Below are 19,827 nucleotides of genomic sequence, written 5' to 3'. Positions count from 1 at the left end.
GTGCGACGGCGTAGCGCAGTGGCAGCAGTGCCAGGCCCTTTTGATCGCAGATCGCGCAGATTGCTGAAGGATTACATTCATGCATCAGCTGGCGTTTGCCTTGGAACGAGCCTGTTCATATGCCTCGGCCGCAGCCCGAGCCTCCCGTATATATTCAGATTGCCGAAGTTCCTCTGCTTCGCCAAAATCGGGAAATTCGCCAGCCCTCAACGGCTCAGTCTGCCGATAGGGATCATTGGCCGGGATTTGACACGCGGCTTCGATATCAGCGGGCCAGCGAGGTTGACGACAGGTCTTGAGTGCCAGCCAGCGGAAAAAGCCCCAGACCACGCCGAACAGAAGTACGACTGGTGATCGACCGGAAACCAACCAGCCCATTTGAATAAGAAGACAGTTTCGTAAGGTCGGCTGGGTCGAGAGTGATAAGGCCAGCGGTGGATAAGGCAGTGCTGCGGGAGACTCTTCCATATATAGTCGAATTGTTTCCCAGTGCTGCAAAATTTCCGCTTGAGTTTCACCGTATTGACCGACAGCAAAGGTGTACCGCACGATTTTTTCGTCATCCAAGACATGGCCACGTAAGTCATAAATATACCGGGAGCCGTCACGAGAGCGTCCGATGAACCAGAAGACTTTATTCCATTCCAGAGTCAATACACCATTTTTCTTGTTGTGCCGAAAAACATAAACTTTACGATTTTCTCGATTGAAACGAATTGGATAATATGTGTAACAAAAAAAATCGCGACACAATCCAAAAACGCACATCACGACCAAAAAAACAACAATGATTATAGTTGCGATCCAACCAGATAAAATATGCTCAAACGACAACCCCGCCCCATCGCTAGGAGGAACATATATGGTTGACCCAAACAAAAAAGCAAAATAACTCCAGGCAATAGCGAATGGGAGGAACCCCATTGTCGCCCAACCTCTCAAGAAAAAGAATCGATCAATAAACTCCACAAAAACGCTATTCACCCTTATCAAACCTTTATCCATCAATGGGATATTTATCGGCCTATCAACCTCAAGTACGGACTCAAGCTCATAAAGACTCAGGCCTCGATTAATCTTATAACGAGTTAACCATCCATCAAATATACGCGACTCCTTGCTCATTGCTCCCCCCTTACATCTACACCAATCAACTCACTCCATGCGTCGTCTTGTGCCGACAGTGACTCAAACGACAGCACTTGTCCAACACCAAATGGAGTTCTACCCAACCATACTTCAATGCCATCATCGCGAACTAAATTAATAACCCACTCTCCAAGTAGTGACAGCCCTGCAAGAATCAAGAATACGACAAAACCTACACCTGCGGTCATGAAACCAAGCAGCACTGAGGATGCTGCAATCACACCTATTACAGCAACCGAGAAGCGCAGTAAAAAAACTGGTTGATCTCGTCTATCTTTTGCCTCGAAGGCACTCATGACATCTACCAGCGAGGTCAAAAAACCTCCCAAGGCTCCTAGCCACTTGGCGATAGATCCCAGTCCTCCTAAACGTGCGAGCCATCGGCCATTTATTGATTTAAATGGCCTAGCAAGCCGCAATTGCTCTACAGGAACTTTCCTCAAAATCCGATCCATCAAATCAACTCCTGCCCCGGTCAAACTAAAAGCCGCCGCCGTCAAGTTGATACCCGTCTTAGCCGTAACGCCTTCCTTATCCACCAACTGCACCGCCATATACGCATTCCACCCATCCAGTATCCCGCCCACTACCCCTACGCCAACATCTATTTGTGCCAACTTAGGCAAGGTGGCATGACGCTGCGCGATCACCCGGCGTAATTCGTCCTGGCTCATCAGCAACGGTGTGTTGCTGTTCAGTTTGCCGCGACTGTCGACACTCAAGGCTTTGCCTACATCTGCGTCGTACATCAGGGTCCAGCTGAATACCTTTTTCTGCCGCGCATTTCTCGCCCCCGTGGGTTCACGCACCCCAGCTTGTTTTTCCAGCTGCCGAAGTTCCCGCGTGACCTTGTCCTGCAAGGCCTTGCGATCAATCCCCGGCTGCAGCAGCGCAACTTTTTCACTGATGATGTGCGCCATCTGTGCCTCGGACGCCGTGGTCGACAACGACAGGATCTGCTTGCCCGACAACGCCCCCAGCAGCCCGAGCATGCGATAGCGAACACTCAAGTCCAGTGCCCCCGAGGCCCCGGCTTTCAACGGATTGCCCAAGCTGCGCACCAGCGCTCCGGAGATCTGGTGCGCCAGCCCGGCAGCCCTGGCCAGACCGCCGCTGACCAGGCCTTTGTCGTATTCGTCCAGCACATGACCAAACGCATTCAACACATTGCGCCACGCAAATGGGTTGCCCAGTACCAACTCTGGTGTGGCGGCTTCGTCCAGGCGTTCAGCAATCCGATCGTTGTTCAACACCAACGCCCGCATCGTCAGGTTGTTGGGGTCGCTGTAACGCCCACGCAGATCCTCCACTAGTTTGTCGATGATCAACGGGTGCCCGGTCAGTCCGGTCAAACTGGCGGTCACCAGGGTGGTAAAGCACAAGCCACTGTCCCATTCTTCTGCGTCGTGGTTGCACAGCATGCTTTGCCGTAATGGCTCACCCCAGTACCAGCCTGCCAACGCTTTCACCAGCGGTGTGACGGTGGTCTGCATAAACTGCTCAAGATCTACCTGGAGTTGCTCTTCAAACGCAATGCGATCAGCTTCACGGTAGTTGTCGATGTAGCGCGCCCAGGCGTCGGTGCGCGCTTTTGCTTCCTTCGCGGCAGGTAGGGAAGAAAAGATCAGCTCATTGCGCTCACGTGCTGCCTCATCCCATTCCGGGTACAGCGGCATGCCTTCGAAGGTGGCATAGCGTTCGCCTTGATGACGCGCCAGTGCCGTGGCCACGGCGTCCTCTTCCAGCATCTGGCGCAGGCCCTGGATCGCGGTCGAGGTGGTCTTTTTCCAGTCGCGATCATCCTCCTGCTCAAACCGCTCGACCCGGCCGAGGGTCAGGGCATTGAGCTCCAACGTGATGCCCAGCGGGTCGGCCAGCGCGACCATGGCAGGCGGCACACCGCGACCTGACGTTTGTGCACTGACCAAGAACGCTTCCAGTTCAGCGTGGCAATTCTGGAAGTCCTGTGGGGAATGCATAAAAGCCTTGTAGCCGTGAACATTGACGCTTTGTAAGCGGATGCCGGGCAGGTGTGGGGCCGCAGTCTGAGAAGCCGCCGCCGATTGAGCAGGCAGGTGGTATTCGGCGACCACCTCCCGCGCCTTGCTCAGACCGGTCAGGTGGGGCTGCACGGTCTGGCTCTTGGCCCAAGCACCCAGGTCGATGCGCCGCATATGCTTGTCGCGATACGCCGCTTGCCGATGTCGCTCCAGCACCCTGTCAGTCCAGGCCACATCGCTGAAGCCCAACCACACAGCACCGGCACGAATGGCATCCGGGATCATCACGCAACGCGACGCCGCCGACTTCGCCATGCGCGAACAAGGGCGGGCGCCTGAGAGATTGGGAGGTGTCTTATCGTGAATGTCGTACTCGACCAGATAGGCATCTTCGTTGACTACATAAGCTTTCCACTCACCACGCACTTCGTTGAACACGTACAGGTAACCGCCGCGCAAGTGACGCACGGTGTAGTGGGCGTTATCGGTGGGCAACGGCACCGCCTCCAGGCCCTCACCAAACGGCGCCTGGATCGCTGGCGCACTCTTAGTGGCCGGTTGTGCGACGGCATAACGCAGCGGCATCAGTGCCAGGCCCTGTTGATCGCAGACCGCGCAGGCTTTTGAGGGGTCGCATTGGCTCATTGGGCCTCCTTTGAATGATGCAGTTCTTCGTCATTGATCTTCAAGCACGCACCGACGTAGGTGGAATGCCCCATACGTACCGTTTGTAGAGCATTCGCTAGTGTTGGGTGCCGATGAATGCCTGCACCAAACTGCAACGCCTGAAAGACATACAGTTGCAGGTCGGCTGCCTCGCTTAGCCCGTCGTCAAGCGCACGTCGCAAGCATGATTCGATTTGTCGAACCGATGTGATGTCCAAAGCGTTGCTTGGCTCTCGCCGGTGCAGGTTTTTCAATATTCGATTTAGGATGCTTATGCGCCCTAACGATAAGAGTTGTTGCGGCTCCAGAATCAACGAATAAGTTTTCAGCTCAGGGCGAACGGTTTTCTGCCATTCACCGCAACGCGTCGGCCAGTACCAAGCCTCAGCCGGTCCCATCAAGGACGCCAACTGCGCAGGCGTGAATATCCAACACAAGTGCTCAAAGACCCGAGGATCGTAAAAACGCAAAAACAGTTGCTCATCCGAGGTGTTTTTTATCAGCAAACGACGTCCCAAGTGGCGGACCATCCTTTCGACGGGTTCAGTGCTTTTAATAAACCCGCAGAACAATGGTCGTTCGTTCGCGCGCTTCCAATCCCAGGCACGCTGTACTAATTCCAAACGGGATGTGAACGACAGCTTAAGCAGGTCGACCAGTACAGGTAGCTGACCAGGCAAAGCACTCAGCCGTGGAGCGCTTAAGGGGTGATGAGGCAGGTCAACCCAAAGGTCGCGATCAACGTCAAAAGGGTTGACCAGCGCAAAGGGGCAATCCGTTATAAGGCGATGCTCCCGAACAACACTCATATCACCCCTCCACCGAGACCAGAGCATCATTGCCAATGTTGGCGCCTGCCATTTTAAAGTCGCATAGCTTGAGTTCGCCTTTGCCCATGACTGCATTAACGCCTGTGTCGCTTTTAGGCTTAGTCAACTGATGACGCTGCGCCTTGAACGTCACCGCCCCCGGCGCATGAATCTCAATGTTGCCCCCCACCAGCCGAACGCTCGCCCCTTGCACGTTCAACAACACGTGCTCTTTGCCCTGCACATGAGCATTGCTCTGGGTGCTGACCATGCGAATATTTTGCTGTGCAGCCACGCTGATTTTGTCGCTTTGCGCTTGTACGCTCACCGCTCCGGTGGCGGCGTGCAGGGCAATGCCGGTGTTCGCAATGGAGCGACTGTCGCCCTCTGCGCCACGGGTAAACAGCACTAGGCCTTGCGCCGCGAGAAAGGCGGTATGGCCTTGGGCGGTGAGGTTGATGTCCGCACCGGCGTTGAGCAGGCATTGGGTGCCCGTCGCCCAGACCTGGTGCTTGGGCGTCAGACTGAGCACGCCGGCCCGACCATAGAGCGCGAGAAGCGGTTTGCTCCACCCCGCTACTTGCCCTTCACCACCACCGATGCCCGCGCCTGACGCAGTGCCCTGCTGCGTCGCCTTCAGACTTTCCTGGCTGTTCTGCAGGGCTTCGCTGGTGGGCAACGCCTTAGCGTCGCGGGCCAGCCCGGCCTTTTGCTGTCTGGCGCTGTCGGCCAATTGATCCACTTGGTCTTGGGCTTTTTCCAGCTCGGCTAACAGCCCCTTGGCCTGCATTTGCTGGTCAGCCGATTCCGTCGTCACCAACAGCCCGGTACCAGCTCGCAATGCACCTTGGGCCTGGGTGTGCAGTTCGACGCCGTAGCCTCGGTCAGCCAAGCGTTTGTTGTCTTTGTTCTGCTTGAGGTGCCCTAACGTCAGGCCACTGTCTTGATCGGTGGTGTAGAGCTGGACGCGGCTTTGCCCTGGGGTGTCGTCGAACTGCAGGTGTCGATAGCCGCCGTTGCCGGTGGCGCTGGTGGACAGGTCTTGGGTTTTCCAGCCACTGAGTACCCCGGCGTGCTGGTTACCAGGGAACCACGCCGGTGCGTTGCCGGTACTGCCGGAGGCGCCGCCCGCAATCTGGTTATGTGCCGCTTCGGCCTGGCCCCGGCCGTTGTACAACGAGCCGATGACCACGGGGCGATCGATATGCCCTTCAAGAAACTCCACCAGCACCTCCTGCCCGACCCGGGGCACCCAGGCACTCCCCCAATTGCCACCGGCCTGGATCGCGGCCACACGCACCCAAGTGCCAACACTGGTGTCTGCCGGCGCATTGTCGGTACCCCGAGGATGGGGGTGATGGCTGGATGAGCGTTCGCCGCGCTGCCAGTGGAATTGCACCTTGATGCGTTGGTCGCGATCAGTCATCACGGGGCCGCCGTCGCCGATCACAATGGCGCTCTGTGCACCGTGGACGGTAGGGATGGGATGCAAGCGACGTCCATGACCGTCTTGGGTTTGCGGGCTATAAGGGTGACTGCCGGGGATGAGTGTGAAGTGGTTGCAATAGACAGCCTCCACCTGGTCAGGTACAGGCCCCAGCCCTGCCAGTACCGCCGCCTGCAGCTGAGCATCCAGGTTATTGCGGGCCTGATGGCGCACCCGTATGCACAGCATGGGTTCATCTCCCTGAACACTGTCATGCCCGCTTAAACAGAGCTGCGTGCCCGGTGCTAAACGTCGCCATGTCCCCAGGCTGTGTACTTGGCGACGCACAACCTGCTGAGCATTCAGGTGCTGACGTGCACGCTGCTCACCCTGGGCAGGGTCCGTCCAGGCATAAGGCCCGACCGTGTCCTGGTCCACACAGCCGCTGATGCCGGTGTCGCCCTGAGCGTGTCCTGACAACAATGAATGGCTGCGATAGTCCCAGCTTTGGCGCTGTACCTGTCCGACCATCCAGCGGTGCTCTTCCGCCCATTGCTGCACACTGTCCTCTGCCTCGGTGACGTCGCTGCGATGAAAGCGTACGGATACCGGTGCATTCGGCGCCAATTTGCGGTTGCTGTCGGTCAGTACCAGGGTGTGGCTGCCCAAGTTCGGGGCCTGGGCATCGCCCAGATGCTCAAAGTGATAGGCAATGCCCTCCTCCGCCAGCAGCCGCTGCACAAACGCCAGGTCACTTTCCTGGTATTGAGTCGTCAGGCTACGTTTGCGGTACACGCCCGGATCCTCCAGGGCCCAACGCCACTGCGGTTCAATCACGCCCTTGCTATAGAAGCCGAAAATTTTCTCGCAAATCTCCATCACGGTCAGGTCATGAAAGGCGTAGCTGTCCTGCCGGTGTCGCAACAGGCTCAACCAGGGCTCGATCCGTAACTGATAACGGGCCAATCCGCCATTGCTGCCGACGCGCGTGCATTGGCTGACATGCCCATGAAAGGCGCGCAAGTCAGTACGCGAGTCAGCACATTGCATCTGCAACAACACCGGGGCACCGACCAGTTGTTCAATAGGCAAGCGCCCGTCCGCGGACAAGGCACTCAGTTGCAAGCAGTACCCTTGCTGGTCCAGTGCCTCCCAGCCGTCGAGGTACTCGGCGACCAGCGTGTCTGCGCCCAAGGGGGTGTGCAATTGCAAAAGGCGCTGCTGTTGCGTCAATGCGGTAGAGGCCGTCACAGGTCATCCTTCCTGATGGAGTTCACTTGATCTGGTAGGTAAAGCCGCGCTTATTGGCGCCGACTTTGATTCTAGAGAGGGCCTGCCCGTCGGCCATGCGTGCCAACACGGCATCGGCGATTTCCGGAAGCAGGCTGCCATTGATGATCTGGTCAACGGCACGGGCACCGATGTCGACTTCGGTGCAACGCATCAGCAGTGACTCGACCAAAGCATCGTCGTAGTGGAACTCGGCCTGGTGATTGGCCTCGACACGGCGACCGACGCGATCCAGTTTCAAGCGGATAATCGCGGCCAACGCATCATCGTTGATCGGGTAGTAAGGCACGACATCCATCCGGCCCAGAAAGGCAGGCTTGAAGGTCTTGTACAGCGTGGGGCGGATCAGTTCCGACAGCTGTTTGACATCCGGCAGTTCATCAGACGTTTTGTTGAGACATGCCTGCATGATCAACGACGAGGCGGTATTGCTGGTGAGGATGATCAGTGTGTTACGAAAGTCGATCTCACGACCTTCGGCGTCGTCCAACACGCCTTTGTCAAACACCTGGTAAAACAGTTCGAGCACGTCCGGGTGGGCCTTTTCCACTTCGTCGAGCAGCACCACGCTGTACGGGTTGCGCCGAACGGCTTCGGTCAGTTGCCCGCCTTCTCCGTAACCGACGTAGCCGGGCGGTGAGCCTTTGAGTCCTGAGACGCTGTGGGCCTCCTGGTATTCGCTCATATTGAAGGTGATCAGCTTGCGTTCGCCGCCATACAGCGCATCGGCCAAGGCCAGGGCGGTCTCAGTCTTGCCTACGCCGGAAGGTCCGACGAACAGAAACACACCCTTGGGTTTATTGGGGTCTTCAAGATAAGCGCGAGCGGTGCGCACCCGCTGTGCGATAGCAGCCAAAGCATGGGACTGACCGATCACCCGCGCTTCCAACACATCACCCAAGGTGCGCACCGTGCGAATCTCGTCCTTGACCATCTTGCCCAAAGGAATGCCGGTCCACGCGCACACCACCTGGGCAATGACATTAGCGTCAACTTGCAACGGCAGTAAGGGGTTTTCCCCTTGCACGTTGGCCAAGGCTTCCATCGCCCGGGCCAGTTCCAAGCGTTGAGGTGACACGGGCGCTTTTTTACGCCCCGTCGTCAACGAATTGACAGAGGGCATACCCTCCTCCAACTCACCACGTAGCTCAGCGATACGTTGGACCAGCTGCGCTTCTTGCTGCCAAAGCGCATTGGCGTCGTCCAGCTGTTGCTTCAGCGTCGCGGATTGAGCTTGCAGTTCACTGAGTCGCTTTTCGTGCTGACCGCCGCTAGCGAGTTCACGATTCAACGCCTGGCGCTGGACCTCAAGTTGCTCAAGTTGTTTCTGAAGAACCGCGATCACCGCAGGCCGAACACCTTGGCTCAAGGCGACTCTTGAACAGGCCGTGTCCAATACGCTGACGGCCTTGTCCGGCAGTTGCCGGGCACTTATATAGCGATGCGACAAGCGCACCGCTTCAGTGACCGCCTCATCCAGCACACGGACGTTGAAATGCTGTTCCATCAACGGCACCAACGCGCGCAACATCGCGGCGGCTACCGGCTCGGACGGTTCATCGACCTTGACCATCTGGAAGCGTCGGGTCAGAGCGGCGTCTTTTTCAAAGTACTTTTTGTACTCGGACCACGTAGTGGCCGCCAAGGTGCGCAGTTCCCCACGCGCCAAGGCCGGTTTGAGCAAGTTGGCAGCATCATTTTGCCCGGCCGTGCCCCCTGCACCGATCAACGTGTGGGCTTCGTCGATAAACAGAATGATGGGAACCGGGTGTTTCTTGACCTCTTCAATCACGTTTTTAAGGCGCAGTTCAAACTCACCTTTGACGCTGGCCCCGGCCTGCAACAACCCCATGTCCAACGCCAGCAATTCAACACCCAGCAACGCACTGGGCACATCGCCGACGGCGATGGCGTGCGCCAAGCCTTCGGCCACCGCCGTTTTGCCCACACCGGCTTCACCGGTAAGGATCGGGTTGTTTTGCCGGCGGCGCATGAGGATGTCGATCACTTGGCGAATTTCCACCTCACGGCCAATAACCGGGTCCAGGTGTCCGTCGCGGGCGCGCTGGGTCAGGCTGGTGGTGAACTGATCCAGCGCCGGTGTTTTCACCCGTACAGCCGCCCCCTCACTGGCCTCTGCCTCAGGCGCAGTATCGCTAACATGATCCTGCTCCTGAGAGCCTTCGGTGAACCGGTCAAAATGCCCCCTAAGGTCTTCAACCGACAATTGCGCCAGCACCGTTGAGCTACGGGTCGCCCTTTGCACCAGCGCCGGCTGGGTCAGTAACGCCAGCAGTAAATGACCGCTGCGAATAGCGCCGTCCTGTGCTTCAAGGGAGGCAATCAGCCAGGCACTTTCGAGCCACACCGGCAGTTGCGTGGAGAACACCGGGGTGCGGGTGTTACCGTCACGTAACGTGTCCAGTTCCTGACTGAGTTCCGCTTCCAGTTTTTCCAGGCTCAAGCCGCTTCGTTTGACGATGACGGACACATCACTGTGGCGCTGCTCCAACAAGGCCAACAACAGATGTTCAACCTCCACCTCAAAGTGCCCACGCGCCCGGCAACGGCAGACAGCTTGTTCGGCGGCTTGACGGCAGGTGGTGTTGAGTTTGGCGATCAGGGTTTTCAGTGAAGTGCTCATCGTGCGTCCTTGATAAATGTCGGGGTCAAGCCGTCAGCGTTGACCCAGGTGTTCAATGCAATGTGGCGATCTGGTAACGGGCGTCGGTGCGATCCACTTGTTGGGCCTGGGTGACCAAAAACGCATCCCTGCCCAGCCGCCTGCTGCCCGTTGGTGACAGGGTTACCCCGGCCACCTGATCGGCTTGCAAGACCAGGCACACCTCAAACTCCAGGCTGCTACCGACCATCAAGATCAGCCATGTTGCCAGCGCCTTGGCAGCGTTCGCACCGGGCAAGAAGTCATCAAACGTTTCGCGCAACAGCGGACCTATCCATAAGCGCATGCGCAAATCGCACTGCCAGACACGGCCACCGACCAAGGCATTGCGTCCCAACGTCAAGCCGGGGGCGCCAAGGTGGGAGCGTTGATCCGTCGGTACCGAATGCCAACCGCCAACAAACTGCTCAATTCGTACGGGCACCTGGAAATATTCGCTGAGCACGCGTTGCAAATACGCCGCCGACAACGGCCGATGACCGATGGCCCCGCTGTAGAACGCAAGGGCTTGGTCGGATACACCACCCGACTCGGGGTCGTTGGAAAGAAAGCGTTGCGTCAACCCAGTTAAGGCTTGGGTCAACGGCAGAAAACGCCCCTGGCGATCCAGCTCATACTGCAAGGCGAGTCGGTACTTCTTCCAGGCGCCGTAGAACAGCGCCGTGGCGCGGTTGCTGAAGATGTCCAGAAACGCTCGCGCGGCCCGATCACGGTGGACCACCTCCCGCTCTCCCAGTCGCTCGGTGTAGGACAGTGGTAACGCCCCCTGCCCTCCCAGCAGGCCAAAGAACGCCGGGGTCAGTGCCACCGAATCAAGATGGCCCTGAAAATGCGCCTGCCATCGCTCAACACGTTCCAACCCCTGTTCGGGGGTGTTTGCCAACACCTCCATCCGCTCAAGCTCACTGGCGGGAAAACCCAGGGTTAGGGTGTTGTGAAATTGCAGACGCTTACCCACCACATCGCCTGGGCGGTCGCCTTGTCCAACAAACAGATGCTCAAGCACCCGAACCGCCTGGAAAAATTCATAGCGATAAGGCTGCTCGACCATCCGAGCGATCACACCAATATCGAGTCGCCGCTTCGGGGTTGGCATCGAAGGACCTCCTCACCGCTGTGTTTGGATATCAGCACCAACTGCGTGAAGCTGTTGGCATGAACGTAAAGCCCAAAGAAGTGATCCACCACCTGGGCAAAGATGTGCAAGCCGATACCGACAAAGCTGTCCTCATCGATCACCAACCGTATTTCAGTCCCACGCGCCACGCTGGCGAAGTATTTGCCGGGCAGCCAGGCGGTGACCGGGCGGTGACTCAACGCGTGTATGCCTTCAATTTGCCGGGCCGTCGTGGCTGAGCGTTGCAAGTCGTACAGCTTGAGCATTTCGCGAAACGCAACAGCCCCACCCTCGACCAGCGACAAATGGTTGAGCGACAAATGCGAAATCAAGCGCCATTGCGCACCACGATCACAGGCAAAACGCACGGCGGCCGTAGGTTTGCGCAACAGCGAAATACGCTGTGCCAGGGAGCCACCAGGCATGCGTAAATCGCCACTCGGCACGCCGTAGGCAAGCTGCTCAGGTAGATTGCGATTGCTACAAGTCAGCTCCAGGCTTAACGATGAATTACCTGGAGAAATGGGATCCATGTCAGGATCGACGATGGTCAATTGCAATTCATGACCTGGGCTTCTACGCGCCAGATTTTCATCCCGGTGCGCTACCCAGTAAAGGCCGTTACGTTCCTGGCATTCGCCGTGGTGCAACGAATAAAATGGCCGGATCTCACTCTGGGATTCTCCATCCGCTGTTTCGGTGGTCCGGGTGACCGATTCAATGGCATGCACTTCAAACGCAGACGCCGCTTGTTGGTCTCCGACAACGTTGTAAGACACGGCCTGGTGCGACACCAAAATAGGACGTGCATGCTGTCGAAACAGGTTCACAACTGGCGTACAGTGCAAGCGCACATTAGCGGCGGATAACCCTTCCAACAGGCGCGAAGCAGTCGAACCAGACAGCACATCGCTGAGCAATAGATGCAGCGTGAAACGCCGGCCTTGAGCGCCGCTCAAATCGCAGTCATAGAAACCAAATTTCTCTGGGAACGCGAAAAATTCTGTCAACAACCGATACGCCGGATGAGCCCGCGCCGGCCAGTCAATCAGCGCCTCATTTTCGGCAAAACCGACACTTTTCATCGGTGACGCGGAGAGTGCCTGCCATTGTCCGCTGTCGCTCGACTCGAGATAGGCCTTTGCGACGTTCAGCGCGAGCACATCACGCAGCACTGCACAAAACGACGGCTCACCGTCGATAAACAGTCGAACATGATCCAGACCCAGCTCCCGCATGGAGCCATGAGTGGACAGGAGCTCAAAGGTAATTGAAAGCTGGGCGCTGGCCTTGAGCGGCAGTTGTACGGCACGGGGCGCTTGCACCAATGGGCTAAAACGCGCCGAAGCAATACGCAATGGCGCCAAGGTCACGTCGTAGACCGTACGAAACCGGCACTCCACACCCCGCACCGGACGGGACAGCAACTCCGTTCCGCGCGGCAATGTCACGCATTCGGAGAGTTGCCCGGCACCATCACCGAGATCGAATTCGGTAATCGAACAAGTAGGAAAGGGTCGCAAGTAGTGCGGGTACAGCACTTGCAGCAGTGCTTCGGTAAATTCGGGGTAATCGTCTTCAATCTTTTTCGAAATACGTGCGCCCATCAGGGCAAACGACTGGATCATCCGCTCGACGTGGGGATCTTCACTGACGTCGCCAGCCAGCAGCAGCCGTCCGGCAATTTTCGGGTAGCGTTCAGAAAACTGACGAGAGTAGCTGCGCAGAAAAGCCAGCTCGCGTTCGTAAAACGGCAGGAGATCATCCATGGACATTTATTCACTCACCGCCAAGCGTCGGGTTTTACTGACGCGGTACTGCAACGTGCTGGGCTGCAACAACGCATCGAAACTGACGGGTTCACGTGCCGGATGAACAATCAGCATGGCGCTGATCGAGAAGCGTAACCCCCCCGACGCGCGCCGGTGCTCATCCAGAGATACCCGGATATCTTTCAAGCGGGTTTCGTGCAAGGTGATGGCCTTTTCCAATGCCGTGCAGATAAACGCACGGTCCACCGAGCTGGCCAAGCTGCGGCTTGAAACATCGCGCAAGCCGTAGGTCATCAATGACGCCTGGCAATGCGGGAATTCTTTTAAAACGTGCTCCTCCATGACCAACCGACTGTTGAGCAAAGCCTCAACATCCAGCGCTACGGACTCCTTGAACTGCTCCAGGGTGTGCCGGGTAAATTTACCCTGAGCAACGCTGTGCGGCGCCTCATCAAAGAGCTTTTCCAGCAGGCTAGGTTCGTATCCTTTCACGCAGAAGTAGTCCTTTGGTCCGAGAGGTTTTCACCCAGAGCCATGCAGAAAATGTTTGGAAAAATAGTTCGAGGCCATGACCACGTCATGGCCCGACTTAACGCATCAATCAGACCGCGAACGACTTGTCGTTCTTGGTCAAGCTCCAAGCGCCTTGGGTGTTGCCCTGCTGACCGCCACCACTGGCTTTCTGGGTGTAACGCCATTGCACGGCGGCGTACTTCAACTTGAAGGTTTCCATAGGCTCCTGCCCCGCCACGACTTTGGGCGAAATGCTGGCCACCACGGCGTTTTTCAAATCAATCGCCAAGTACTTCACGCGATTGCCTTCGCCGTCTCGTTTAAAGAACTCGATGGTGATTTCTTTGAAGGTGGTACCGCTGGACGCTGCCTCATACAACTGAGGGCTTGTCACGTCCATCGCCTTGGTGAACTCCATCGCATCGTGCTCGCAACGCTCGGCCGTGTTGCCGCCGGTCGCAGACGCCGTTGACGATTTCGGCTGGCGGATTTCATGCACCCAGGAGTCGATTTCCAACCAGTCCGCGTGGTCCTTATCCAGCGACTCACCCTTAACATCCGGCTGTCCAATTTTGAGGTAGATGTCTTTCATTACTTCGTCCTTTTTTAGGGAGGGTTGGTGCAACAGTGACTTTATGCCTTCACGCCCGCGGGCAGCTCCGCGACCAGGCGCAAAGACACCGACAGTTCGTCAAGTTGGTAATGGGGGCGTAGGAACGCCACGGCGCGGAATACGCCAGGACGACCGGGCACTTCGGAGACCTGAATAGACGCTTCACGCAAGGGATATTGGGCTTTAGCCTCCTGACTCGCGTTGTCATTGAGCAGCACGTATTGGCTGATCCAGGTGTTCAGAAAGGTTGAAACGCTGGACACCGAAGCGAAGCTGCCAATCTTGTCGCGCATCATCGACTTGAGGTAGTGAGCAATCCGCGACACAGCGAAGATGTACTGCAGTTGCGAGGACAGCAGCGCGTTGGCGTTGGCCGCGTCGGTGTTGTACTTACGCGGCTTTTGCAACGACTGCGCGCCAAAAAAAGCCGCGTAATCGGTGTTCCTGCAATGCACCAGGGAAATAAAGCCAAGATCGCTGAGTTCTTTTTCCCGGCGGTCAGTGATGGCCACTTCAGTCGGGCACTTGAGCGCCACTTCACCATCATCGGTGTTGAAGGTATGAGTCGGCAGCCCTTCCACCAGACCACCACCCTCAACGCCTCTAATGGCGGCACACCATCCGAAGTTCTCAAACGCTTGCGTAAGACGCGCGCCATGGGCGTAAGCAGCGTTACACCACAGGTATCGAGAGTGGTCGCGACCGTCTACATCCTCTACGAATGGGAAGCTATCAATGGTGATGCCATCAATAGGGTTGTACGGTAGGCGCCCCAGGAAGCGCGGCAACGCCAAGCCCACATAGCGCGCATCTTCAGATTCGCGCAAGGATTTCCACTTGGCGTATTCAACCGTATCAAATACCTTGGCCATATCGCGCGGGCGGCCCAGGTCGGCAAAGCTCTCCAGGCCAAGCAGCTCCGGCGCAGGCGCCGTTATGAATGGCGCATGGGCGGCAGCCGCGACATGGGACATTTGCTCAAGGAAGTACAGGTCTTCTGGCTGACGGGTGATCGCATAGTCACCAATCAATGCACCAAACGGCGCACCACCAAAGGTGCCAAACTCTTCCTCGTAGATCTTCTTGAATAGCGAGCTTTGGTCGAACTCCAATGCGGCCTTGAAGTCGCGCATCAGCTCTTTTTTCGAGGCGTTGAAAACCTTGATTTTGATCATGGCCCCGGTAGTCGACTCAGTCACCAAATGGTGCAAGCCGCGCCAACTGGATTCGAGCTTCTGAAATTCTGCGGCGTGCATGACCAGCGACAGCTGTTCCGAGAGCATACGATCCAGCTCTGCAATACGCGCATCCAGGCTACGAGCGAGGTTCTCCGAGACCACGACCGTACCCTGCATGACCTCAGCAACCAACTCGGCGATCAGGTCACGCGCTCGAAGGTGCTCCGACTCGGATTTGGCAATCTTGCTTTGCTCGACCACCTGATCAAGCAAGCTGGCCCCTTCATTTAACAGTGGAGCACTCATATCACCAGAAGCGTTTGCGGTGCTCATACATCCCCCTGAGATTCACGTCGAATCGTGGCCATCTGCTCGGTGTTCGTCAGCACGTCGCTGAGCACATCCTCAAGGGTCTCGTTGGTCGAGATCTTGTTGCGCATGTCTGCCAGTTTGCTACGGGCCTCATGTAGCTTATGCAGTGCTGGCACCTAGCGAATGAGTGCCTCTGGTCCAAAATCTTCCAGTGATTGAAAGTTCAAGGTCACGCCGAACTCCCCCTCCCCGGTCAGTGCGTTGGCCACCCGATACGTGGCACGTGGCGTCATCGCCGCCATGACCTCGTCAAAATTATCCCGATCAAGCGACACGAATTTGCGATCCTTGGGACGAGCCAGAGGTGTTTCCGGATTCCCGGAAAAATCACCCAATACACCGACCACAAAGGGCAACTCTTTCTGCTCGATGGCATCGCCAATCTCAACGTCGTAGGTCAGCTGAATCCTCGGCGCCCGCACCTTTTGCAGGCGTTTTTGCACACTTTCCTTCTTAGCCATAGCAGGTACCGCCTCGATCAAATACTTACTTAAGGTTCACGCTCAATTCATGCCCGGCAGGCTGGAGAACGGATTGGAGCTCGATGCCGCTGGCGTGGCTTTGGCGGGTGCAGGCACCGACTTACGTGGCGCAGTTTTGGCCTTGGGCAGCAAAGCCTTGGCTCCCAGGGTTTCGCGCAGTCTCGCAGCAAGTTTTTGCGCCTCTTGATGCACTGGGCCGTTGACGTCTTTTTCATCGCGTAGCCTTCCCAACGACTGCACCGCGACTCGCAAGCCCGAGACGGTCAGAATGGCGTCAGCACGGGTATTAGCTGCATCGCGCTGCAACACTTCCTGCGCGGCCAGAATCGCGGCACCATAATTCTCAGCTTTGAACTCCAGCTCAGCTCGACGCAACCAAGGCTCTTTTCGAGTGGGCTCCATGGATGCAGCTTCTGACAGCAACTTCCTACCCGCTTCGAAGTTGCGCGCTTGAATACGTTCATCTGCTTTAAACATTAAGTGTTCAAACGTTGGGACTGGCTCTTGTGCAGATTGCATTGCGCACCCTGACACTATTAGAAAACCAATCACAATAAGAATGGCACGCACAGCAATCCCTCCCTGACTAAAAGATCCGTGTATAACGTTAGAGTTATCCAGTGATCCGGCAAACAACTACCGGCACTGGCAAGAAACCGAACCGTATAGCAACCGAAAAAGGCTTGCAAACAAATTCTATAGAATTTTCAGGGAATCTATTAGCCAGTAACATTTCCCACAACACAAATAAAAACATCTTACAGAACCAAAGAACAACAACCTCTTTACAGAAACTAAAACAGCCAAACCCCCTACTCGCACTTGACCAAAGTAGATAAACCTCTCAAATTGAGCGCTATGAATTCTTATAAACAAGCGCACACGCGGCGATAACAGTGCATCTGCGCGCAAGCAATTTCTGAGAGGCCAATGGCCTCCGGACCAACTTAGAGCTAGAACTCAACTGCCACACCACTTCTTTATATGCTCTAGAGCCACTTACCGATGCAAACACAAAAAAAGCCCTCTCTTCATCACCTCATCGCTTTTATAACTGCACTTGGAAGTAAAATGAAGCACCTGCCTCTGGTTGGAATATTTTTTTTGATTGGCTGCTCAAGCAATGAAACACCGAAGGATAAGAACACCCAGGTCCCCCTACGCATCCATGCCGCCGCCAATATGAATCAGGGAACCCATAAAAAACCGCTGGCACAAGTCATTAAAATTTATCACTTGCGCGCTACCGAACGCTTTGAACAGACACCTTTCGACAGCTTCCTAGACGATGCGCAGGAACTCAGAGCACTAGGCTCAGACTTGGTCAGCGTAAGGGAAATGTTGTTGCTGCCGGAGCAGCATTACGAACTCAACGAAAAGCTGGAAAACGGTGCCGCCTACATTGGCATTGTTGCGTTTTTCCGGGAACCGGCCGAGCGGCGTTGGCGTTTTGCGTATGAAGCCAACGCTTCGGCTCTGACGGGGATCACCCTGGGGGTTCATGCCTGCGCCCTCACCTCCACCCAAGGAGCACTGATCAACACAGCCGCAGGCGCCACCGACACACTGGCGACGGTCAAATGCCAGAGCAAAAGATGAGCACGGTGCTTCCACCCGCCGCGCCCGACAGGAGTCCCACCATTGAGTCATAACGCCAAAATACTGTGGGGTGAAGGGCTGTTTCTGCGCCCGCAACTTTTTCAACAGCAGGACCGCTATCACGAGGCAAGGCTGAGTCAGATGAGCCAGTTGCTGCAGCCTTATGCCTGGGGCATTCAACGCCTGAAACTCGACAAAGCGAGCCTGGCCCAAGGCACGTTACGCGTTCTGGAGGTGTCCGCCGTGTTTCCGGGCGGTGAACTGTACTCTGCGCCAGAAGGCGCCACGCTGCCATCGGCCATTGGGCTTCAGGATCTCCCCCTCAGCGTGTCTGAAATCACAACGTATCTGGCACTGCCGCGACTGAACCCTCACGGCCGCAATCTGGCCGTCAGCGACTCAGGTGCAAACGCTGGCCGCTATGCACAGAACAACGAACAAACTGCGGATATGTTCACCGAAGCAGAAGAAAGCGAAGTGGCATTCCTTGCCCCCGCCGTTCGCTTGCTGACGGAAGACCAGGCGCATGATGCATTTGAAGTCATCCCGATAGCGCGCTTGAAACGCAGCAGCACCGGAGGCTTTGAGGTCGACGAACAGTACATGGCGCCCGCCGTGAATTTGGCCGCCATGCCCAGCCTGCTGATCAAGTTGCGACAGCTGCTTGAAGCCCTCGACGCCAAGGTCCAGGTCATGCAGGAAGCTCACCGCGAGCCCTCTCAGAATGTCGTTGAGTTCCGCGCCGGAGATATCGCGTCATTCTGGTTGTTGCACACCAGTAATACCGCGTGCGCCAGCCTTTCTCACCTCTTCCAGCATCCGGGATTGCATCCCGAACGCGTTCATCAAGAACTGCTTCGCTTGGCAGGCGCCCTGCTGACGTTTTCCAAGACACATCGCCTTGCGGATCTACCACCTTACGACCATAACCACCCAGCACCTGGCTTCAACACCCTGTTCGCCATTATTCACACGCTGGTAGACACCGTTATTTCTGCTCGTTACTTCAGCATTGCGCTCGCCCAAGTGAAACCGGCGTACCACCAAGGGCGCCTGGACAATGAGCGCATTGATGGCAATTGCACCCTCTACCTGGGTGTCAGTGCGGAAAAGGCTGGCGCAGAGCTCGCAGAAATCGTACCGCGCACAGTAAAAATTGGCTCGCCAGACGCGGTTGAAAAACTGGTCACCTCCTCTATGCCCGGTGTGACATTGACCTACACCCCCGTGCCACCGTCCGCGATCCCTGTGCGGCCAGGCATGTTGTATTTCGCCCTTGAGCCGCGCGGGTCACTTTACGAACACATGCTTAAAAGCCAGACCGTTACGGTGTACATCCCCAACGGCCTCTCCGAATTGAAACTTGAATTGCTAGCCCTGATGCCATGACCTATACCAGCGCCCCTCACATGCCTGCCCCGGCAGAACTTCTCAGCCACACAGGCAACGCTCCACAGCGTCTGATCGACCTGATGTCCGATGGCTTTTATCTGCTGCTGATGATTCAACGCCGCCAAGCTCCAGAACACCACCAAGCGTTCAGCGCAGCGATCAAACAGTTTTTTACCCGCATAGAGAACGCTGCCGCTACTGCGGGTATCGCGAGCGAAGACATCTACGCAGCCAAGTATGCGTTTTGCGCAACCATCGACGAGCTGATTCTCTCCGCATCCGATTGCCCCTTCCGCGATCAGTGGGAGCTCAATCCGATGCAGTTGGTGATGTTCGGTGATCAGTTGGCGGGGGACAAGTTCTTCACCTATCTGGAAGATCTGCGCAGTAAAGGTGCGGTTCGCTTGCAGGCGCTGGAGGTCTACCACCTTTGCCTGCTGATCGGCTTTCAGGGCAAATATCGTCTGGAGGGTTCGGAACAGCTGGGCTATCTGACGGCGCGCCTGGGCGAGGAGCTGGTATTTCTCAAAGGCAAACGAACCGCTTTCGCCCCCCATTGGGCCTCACCAGACCGTGTCGCCCACCTCCTGCGTCGTCAGGTGCCGTTATGGACGCCCGCATTAGTCTTGGGGGTGGTTGGGGCAATCAGTTTTACCGCCTTCAGCCTGACGCTTTCAACCGACACTCAAGCGCAAATGGCCTTACTCGACAACGTGATTCAGCTTCCGACCCGCACGGCCAGCCTGACCATCACCCTCCCCTGAAG

The 19,827-nt window shown here is 56.6% G+C and carries 14 protein-coding genes and 1 pseudogene; 3 read left to right on the top strand and 12 right to left on the bottom strand.

The genetic code is table 11. The features are described 5' to 3' along the window. Window positions 1-84: 84 nt before the first annotated feature. The 12 genes and pseudogenes from TU86_RS17205 to TU86_RS17150 all read right to left on the bottom strand — a co-directional run bounded on the left by TU86_RS17205 (window position 85) and on the right by TU86_RS17150 (window position 16,472). Entirely contained in the window at window positions 85-1,125 is a 1,041-nt protein-coding gene (locus TU86_RS17205; protein WP_048365511.1) for a DUF6708 domain-containing protein, read from the bottom strand. Continuing rightward, window positions 1,122-3,794, bottom strand: a complete 2,673-nt coding sequence (locus TU86_RS17200; RefSeq protein ID WP_048365510.1) for a T6SS effector BTH_I2691 family protein — start codon at window positions 3,792-3,794, stop codon at window positions 1,122-1,124. The genes TU86_RS17205 and TU86_RS17200 overlap by 4 nt, the downstream gene beginning before the upstream one ends. Continuing rightward, window positions 3,791-4,624: a DUF4123 domain-containing protein gene (locus TU86_RS17195; protein WP_048365509.1), complete on the bottom strand. Its 834-nt coding sequence runs from the start codon at window positions 4,622-4,624 to the stop codon at window positions 3,791-3,793. The genes TU86_RS17200 and TU86_RS17195 overlap by 4 nt, the downstream gene beginning before the upstream one ends. Before the next feature lies 1 nt (window position 4,625). Beyond that, window positions 4,626-7,301 (bottom strand): type VI secretion system Vgr family protein, encoded by a 2,676-nt coding sequence (locus TU86_RS17190; RefSeq protein ID WP_048365508.1) that lies wholly within the window; start codon window positions 7,299-7,301, stop codon window positions 4,626-4,628. Window positions 7,302-7,323: 22 nt separating this feature from the next. Then, window positions 7,324-9,984: a type VI secretion system ATPase TssH gene (gene tssH / locus TU86_RS17185; protein WP_048365507.1), complete on the bottom strand. Its 2,661-nt coding sequence runs from the start codon at window positions 9,982-9,984 to the stop codon at window positions 7,324-7,326. Between the two features lie 52 nt (window positions 9,985-10,036). Continuing rightward, entirely contained in the window at window positions 10,037-11,119 is a 1,083-nt protein-coding gene (gene tssG, locus TU86_RS17180; RefSeq protein ID WP_048365506.1) for a type VI secretion system baseplate subunit TssG, read from the bottom strand. Then, a complete protein-coding gene (gene tssF, locus TU86_RS17175) occupies window positions 11,083-12,909 on the bottom strand; it encodes a type VI secretion system baseplate subunit TssF (RefSeq protein WP_048365559.1) in 1,827 nt (608 codons plus the stop codon). The genes tssG and tssF overlap by 37 nt, the downstream gene beginning before the upstream one ends. A 6-nt stretch (window positions 12,910-12,915) precedes the next feature. Continuing rightward, a complete protein-coding gene (gene tssE / locus TU86_RS17170) occupies window positions 12,916-13,404 on the bottom strand; it encodes a type VI secretion system baseplate subunit TssE (RefSeq protein WP_048365505.1) in 489 nt (162 codons plus the stop codon). A gap of 109 nt (window positions 13,405-13,513) precedes the next feature. Next, the gene (locus TU86_RS17165) at window positions 13,514-14,017 is read right to left on the bottom strand and encodes an Hcp family type VI secretion system effector (RefSeq protein WP_048365504.1); all 504 of its coding nucleotides are present in this window, start codon (window positions 14,015-14,017) and stop codon (window positions 13,514-13,516) included. 41 nt (window positions 14,018-14,058) lie between these two features. Beyond that, on the bottom strand, window positions 14,059-15,549 hold the full coding sequence (gene tssC, locus TU86_RS17160) for a type VI secretion system contractile sheath large subunit (RefSeq protein WP_048365503.1): 1,491 nt from the start codon (window positions 15,547-15,549) through the stop codon (window positions 14,059-14,061). Then, window positions 15,546-16,049, bottom strand: a pseudogene (tssB, locus tag TU86_RS17155) (type VI secretion system contractile sheath small subunit). The gene tssC and the pseudogene tssB overlap by 4 nt, the downstream one beginning before the upstream one ends. Window positions 16,050-16,091: 42 nt before the next feature. Next, the gene (locus tag TU86_RS17150; RefSeq protein WP_157395918.1) at window positions 16,092-16,472 is read right to left on the bottom strand and encodes a tetratricopeptide repeat protein; all 381 of its coding nucleotides are present in this window, start codon (window positions 16,470-16,472) and stop codon (window positions 16,092-16,094) included. A gap of 669 nt (window positions 16,473-17,141) precedes the next feature. Between TU86_RS17150 and tssJ the strand changes: the two genes are divergently transcribed. From tssJ to icmH, 3 genes are read left to right on the top strand one after another with little or no spacing between them, the layout of a single operon-like run. Then, the gene (tssJ, locus tag TU86_RS17145; RefSeq protein ID WP_053076049.1) at window positions 17,142-17,669 is read left to right on the top strand and encodes a type VI secretion system lipoprotein TssJ; all 528 of its coding nucleotides are present in this window, start codon (window positions 17,142-17,144) and stop codon (window positions 17,667-17,669) included. 42 nt (window positions 17,670-17,711) lie between these two features. After that, on the top strand, window positions 17,712-19,058 hold the full coding sequence (gene tssK / locus TU86_RS17140; RefSeq protein WP_048365502.1) for a type VI secretion system baseplate subunit TssK: 1,347 nt from the start codon (window positions 17,712-17,714) through the stop codon (window positions 19,056-19,058). Next, the gene (icmH, locus tag TU86_RS17135) at window positions 19,055-19,825 is read left to right on the top strand and encodes a type IVB secretion system protein IcmH/DotU (RefSeq protein ID WP_048365501.1); all 771 of its coding nucleotides are present in this window, start codon (window positions 19,055-19,057) and stop codon (window positions 19,823-19,825) included. Before tssK ends, icmH begins: the two co-directional genes overlap by 4 nt. Window positions 19,826-19,827 lie beyond the last annotated feature (2 nt).

Origin of the sequence: Pseudomonas weihenstephanensis (assembly GCF_001043055.1) — a bacterium.
GTDB lineage: Bacteria > Pseudomonadota > Gammaproteobacteria > Pseudomonadales > Pseudomonadaceae > Aquipseudomonas > Aquipseudomonas weihenstephanensis.
This window is presented reverse-complemented; position numbering and strand designations above follow the sequence as displayed.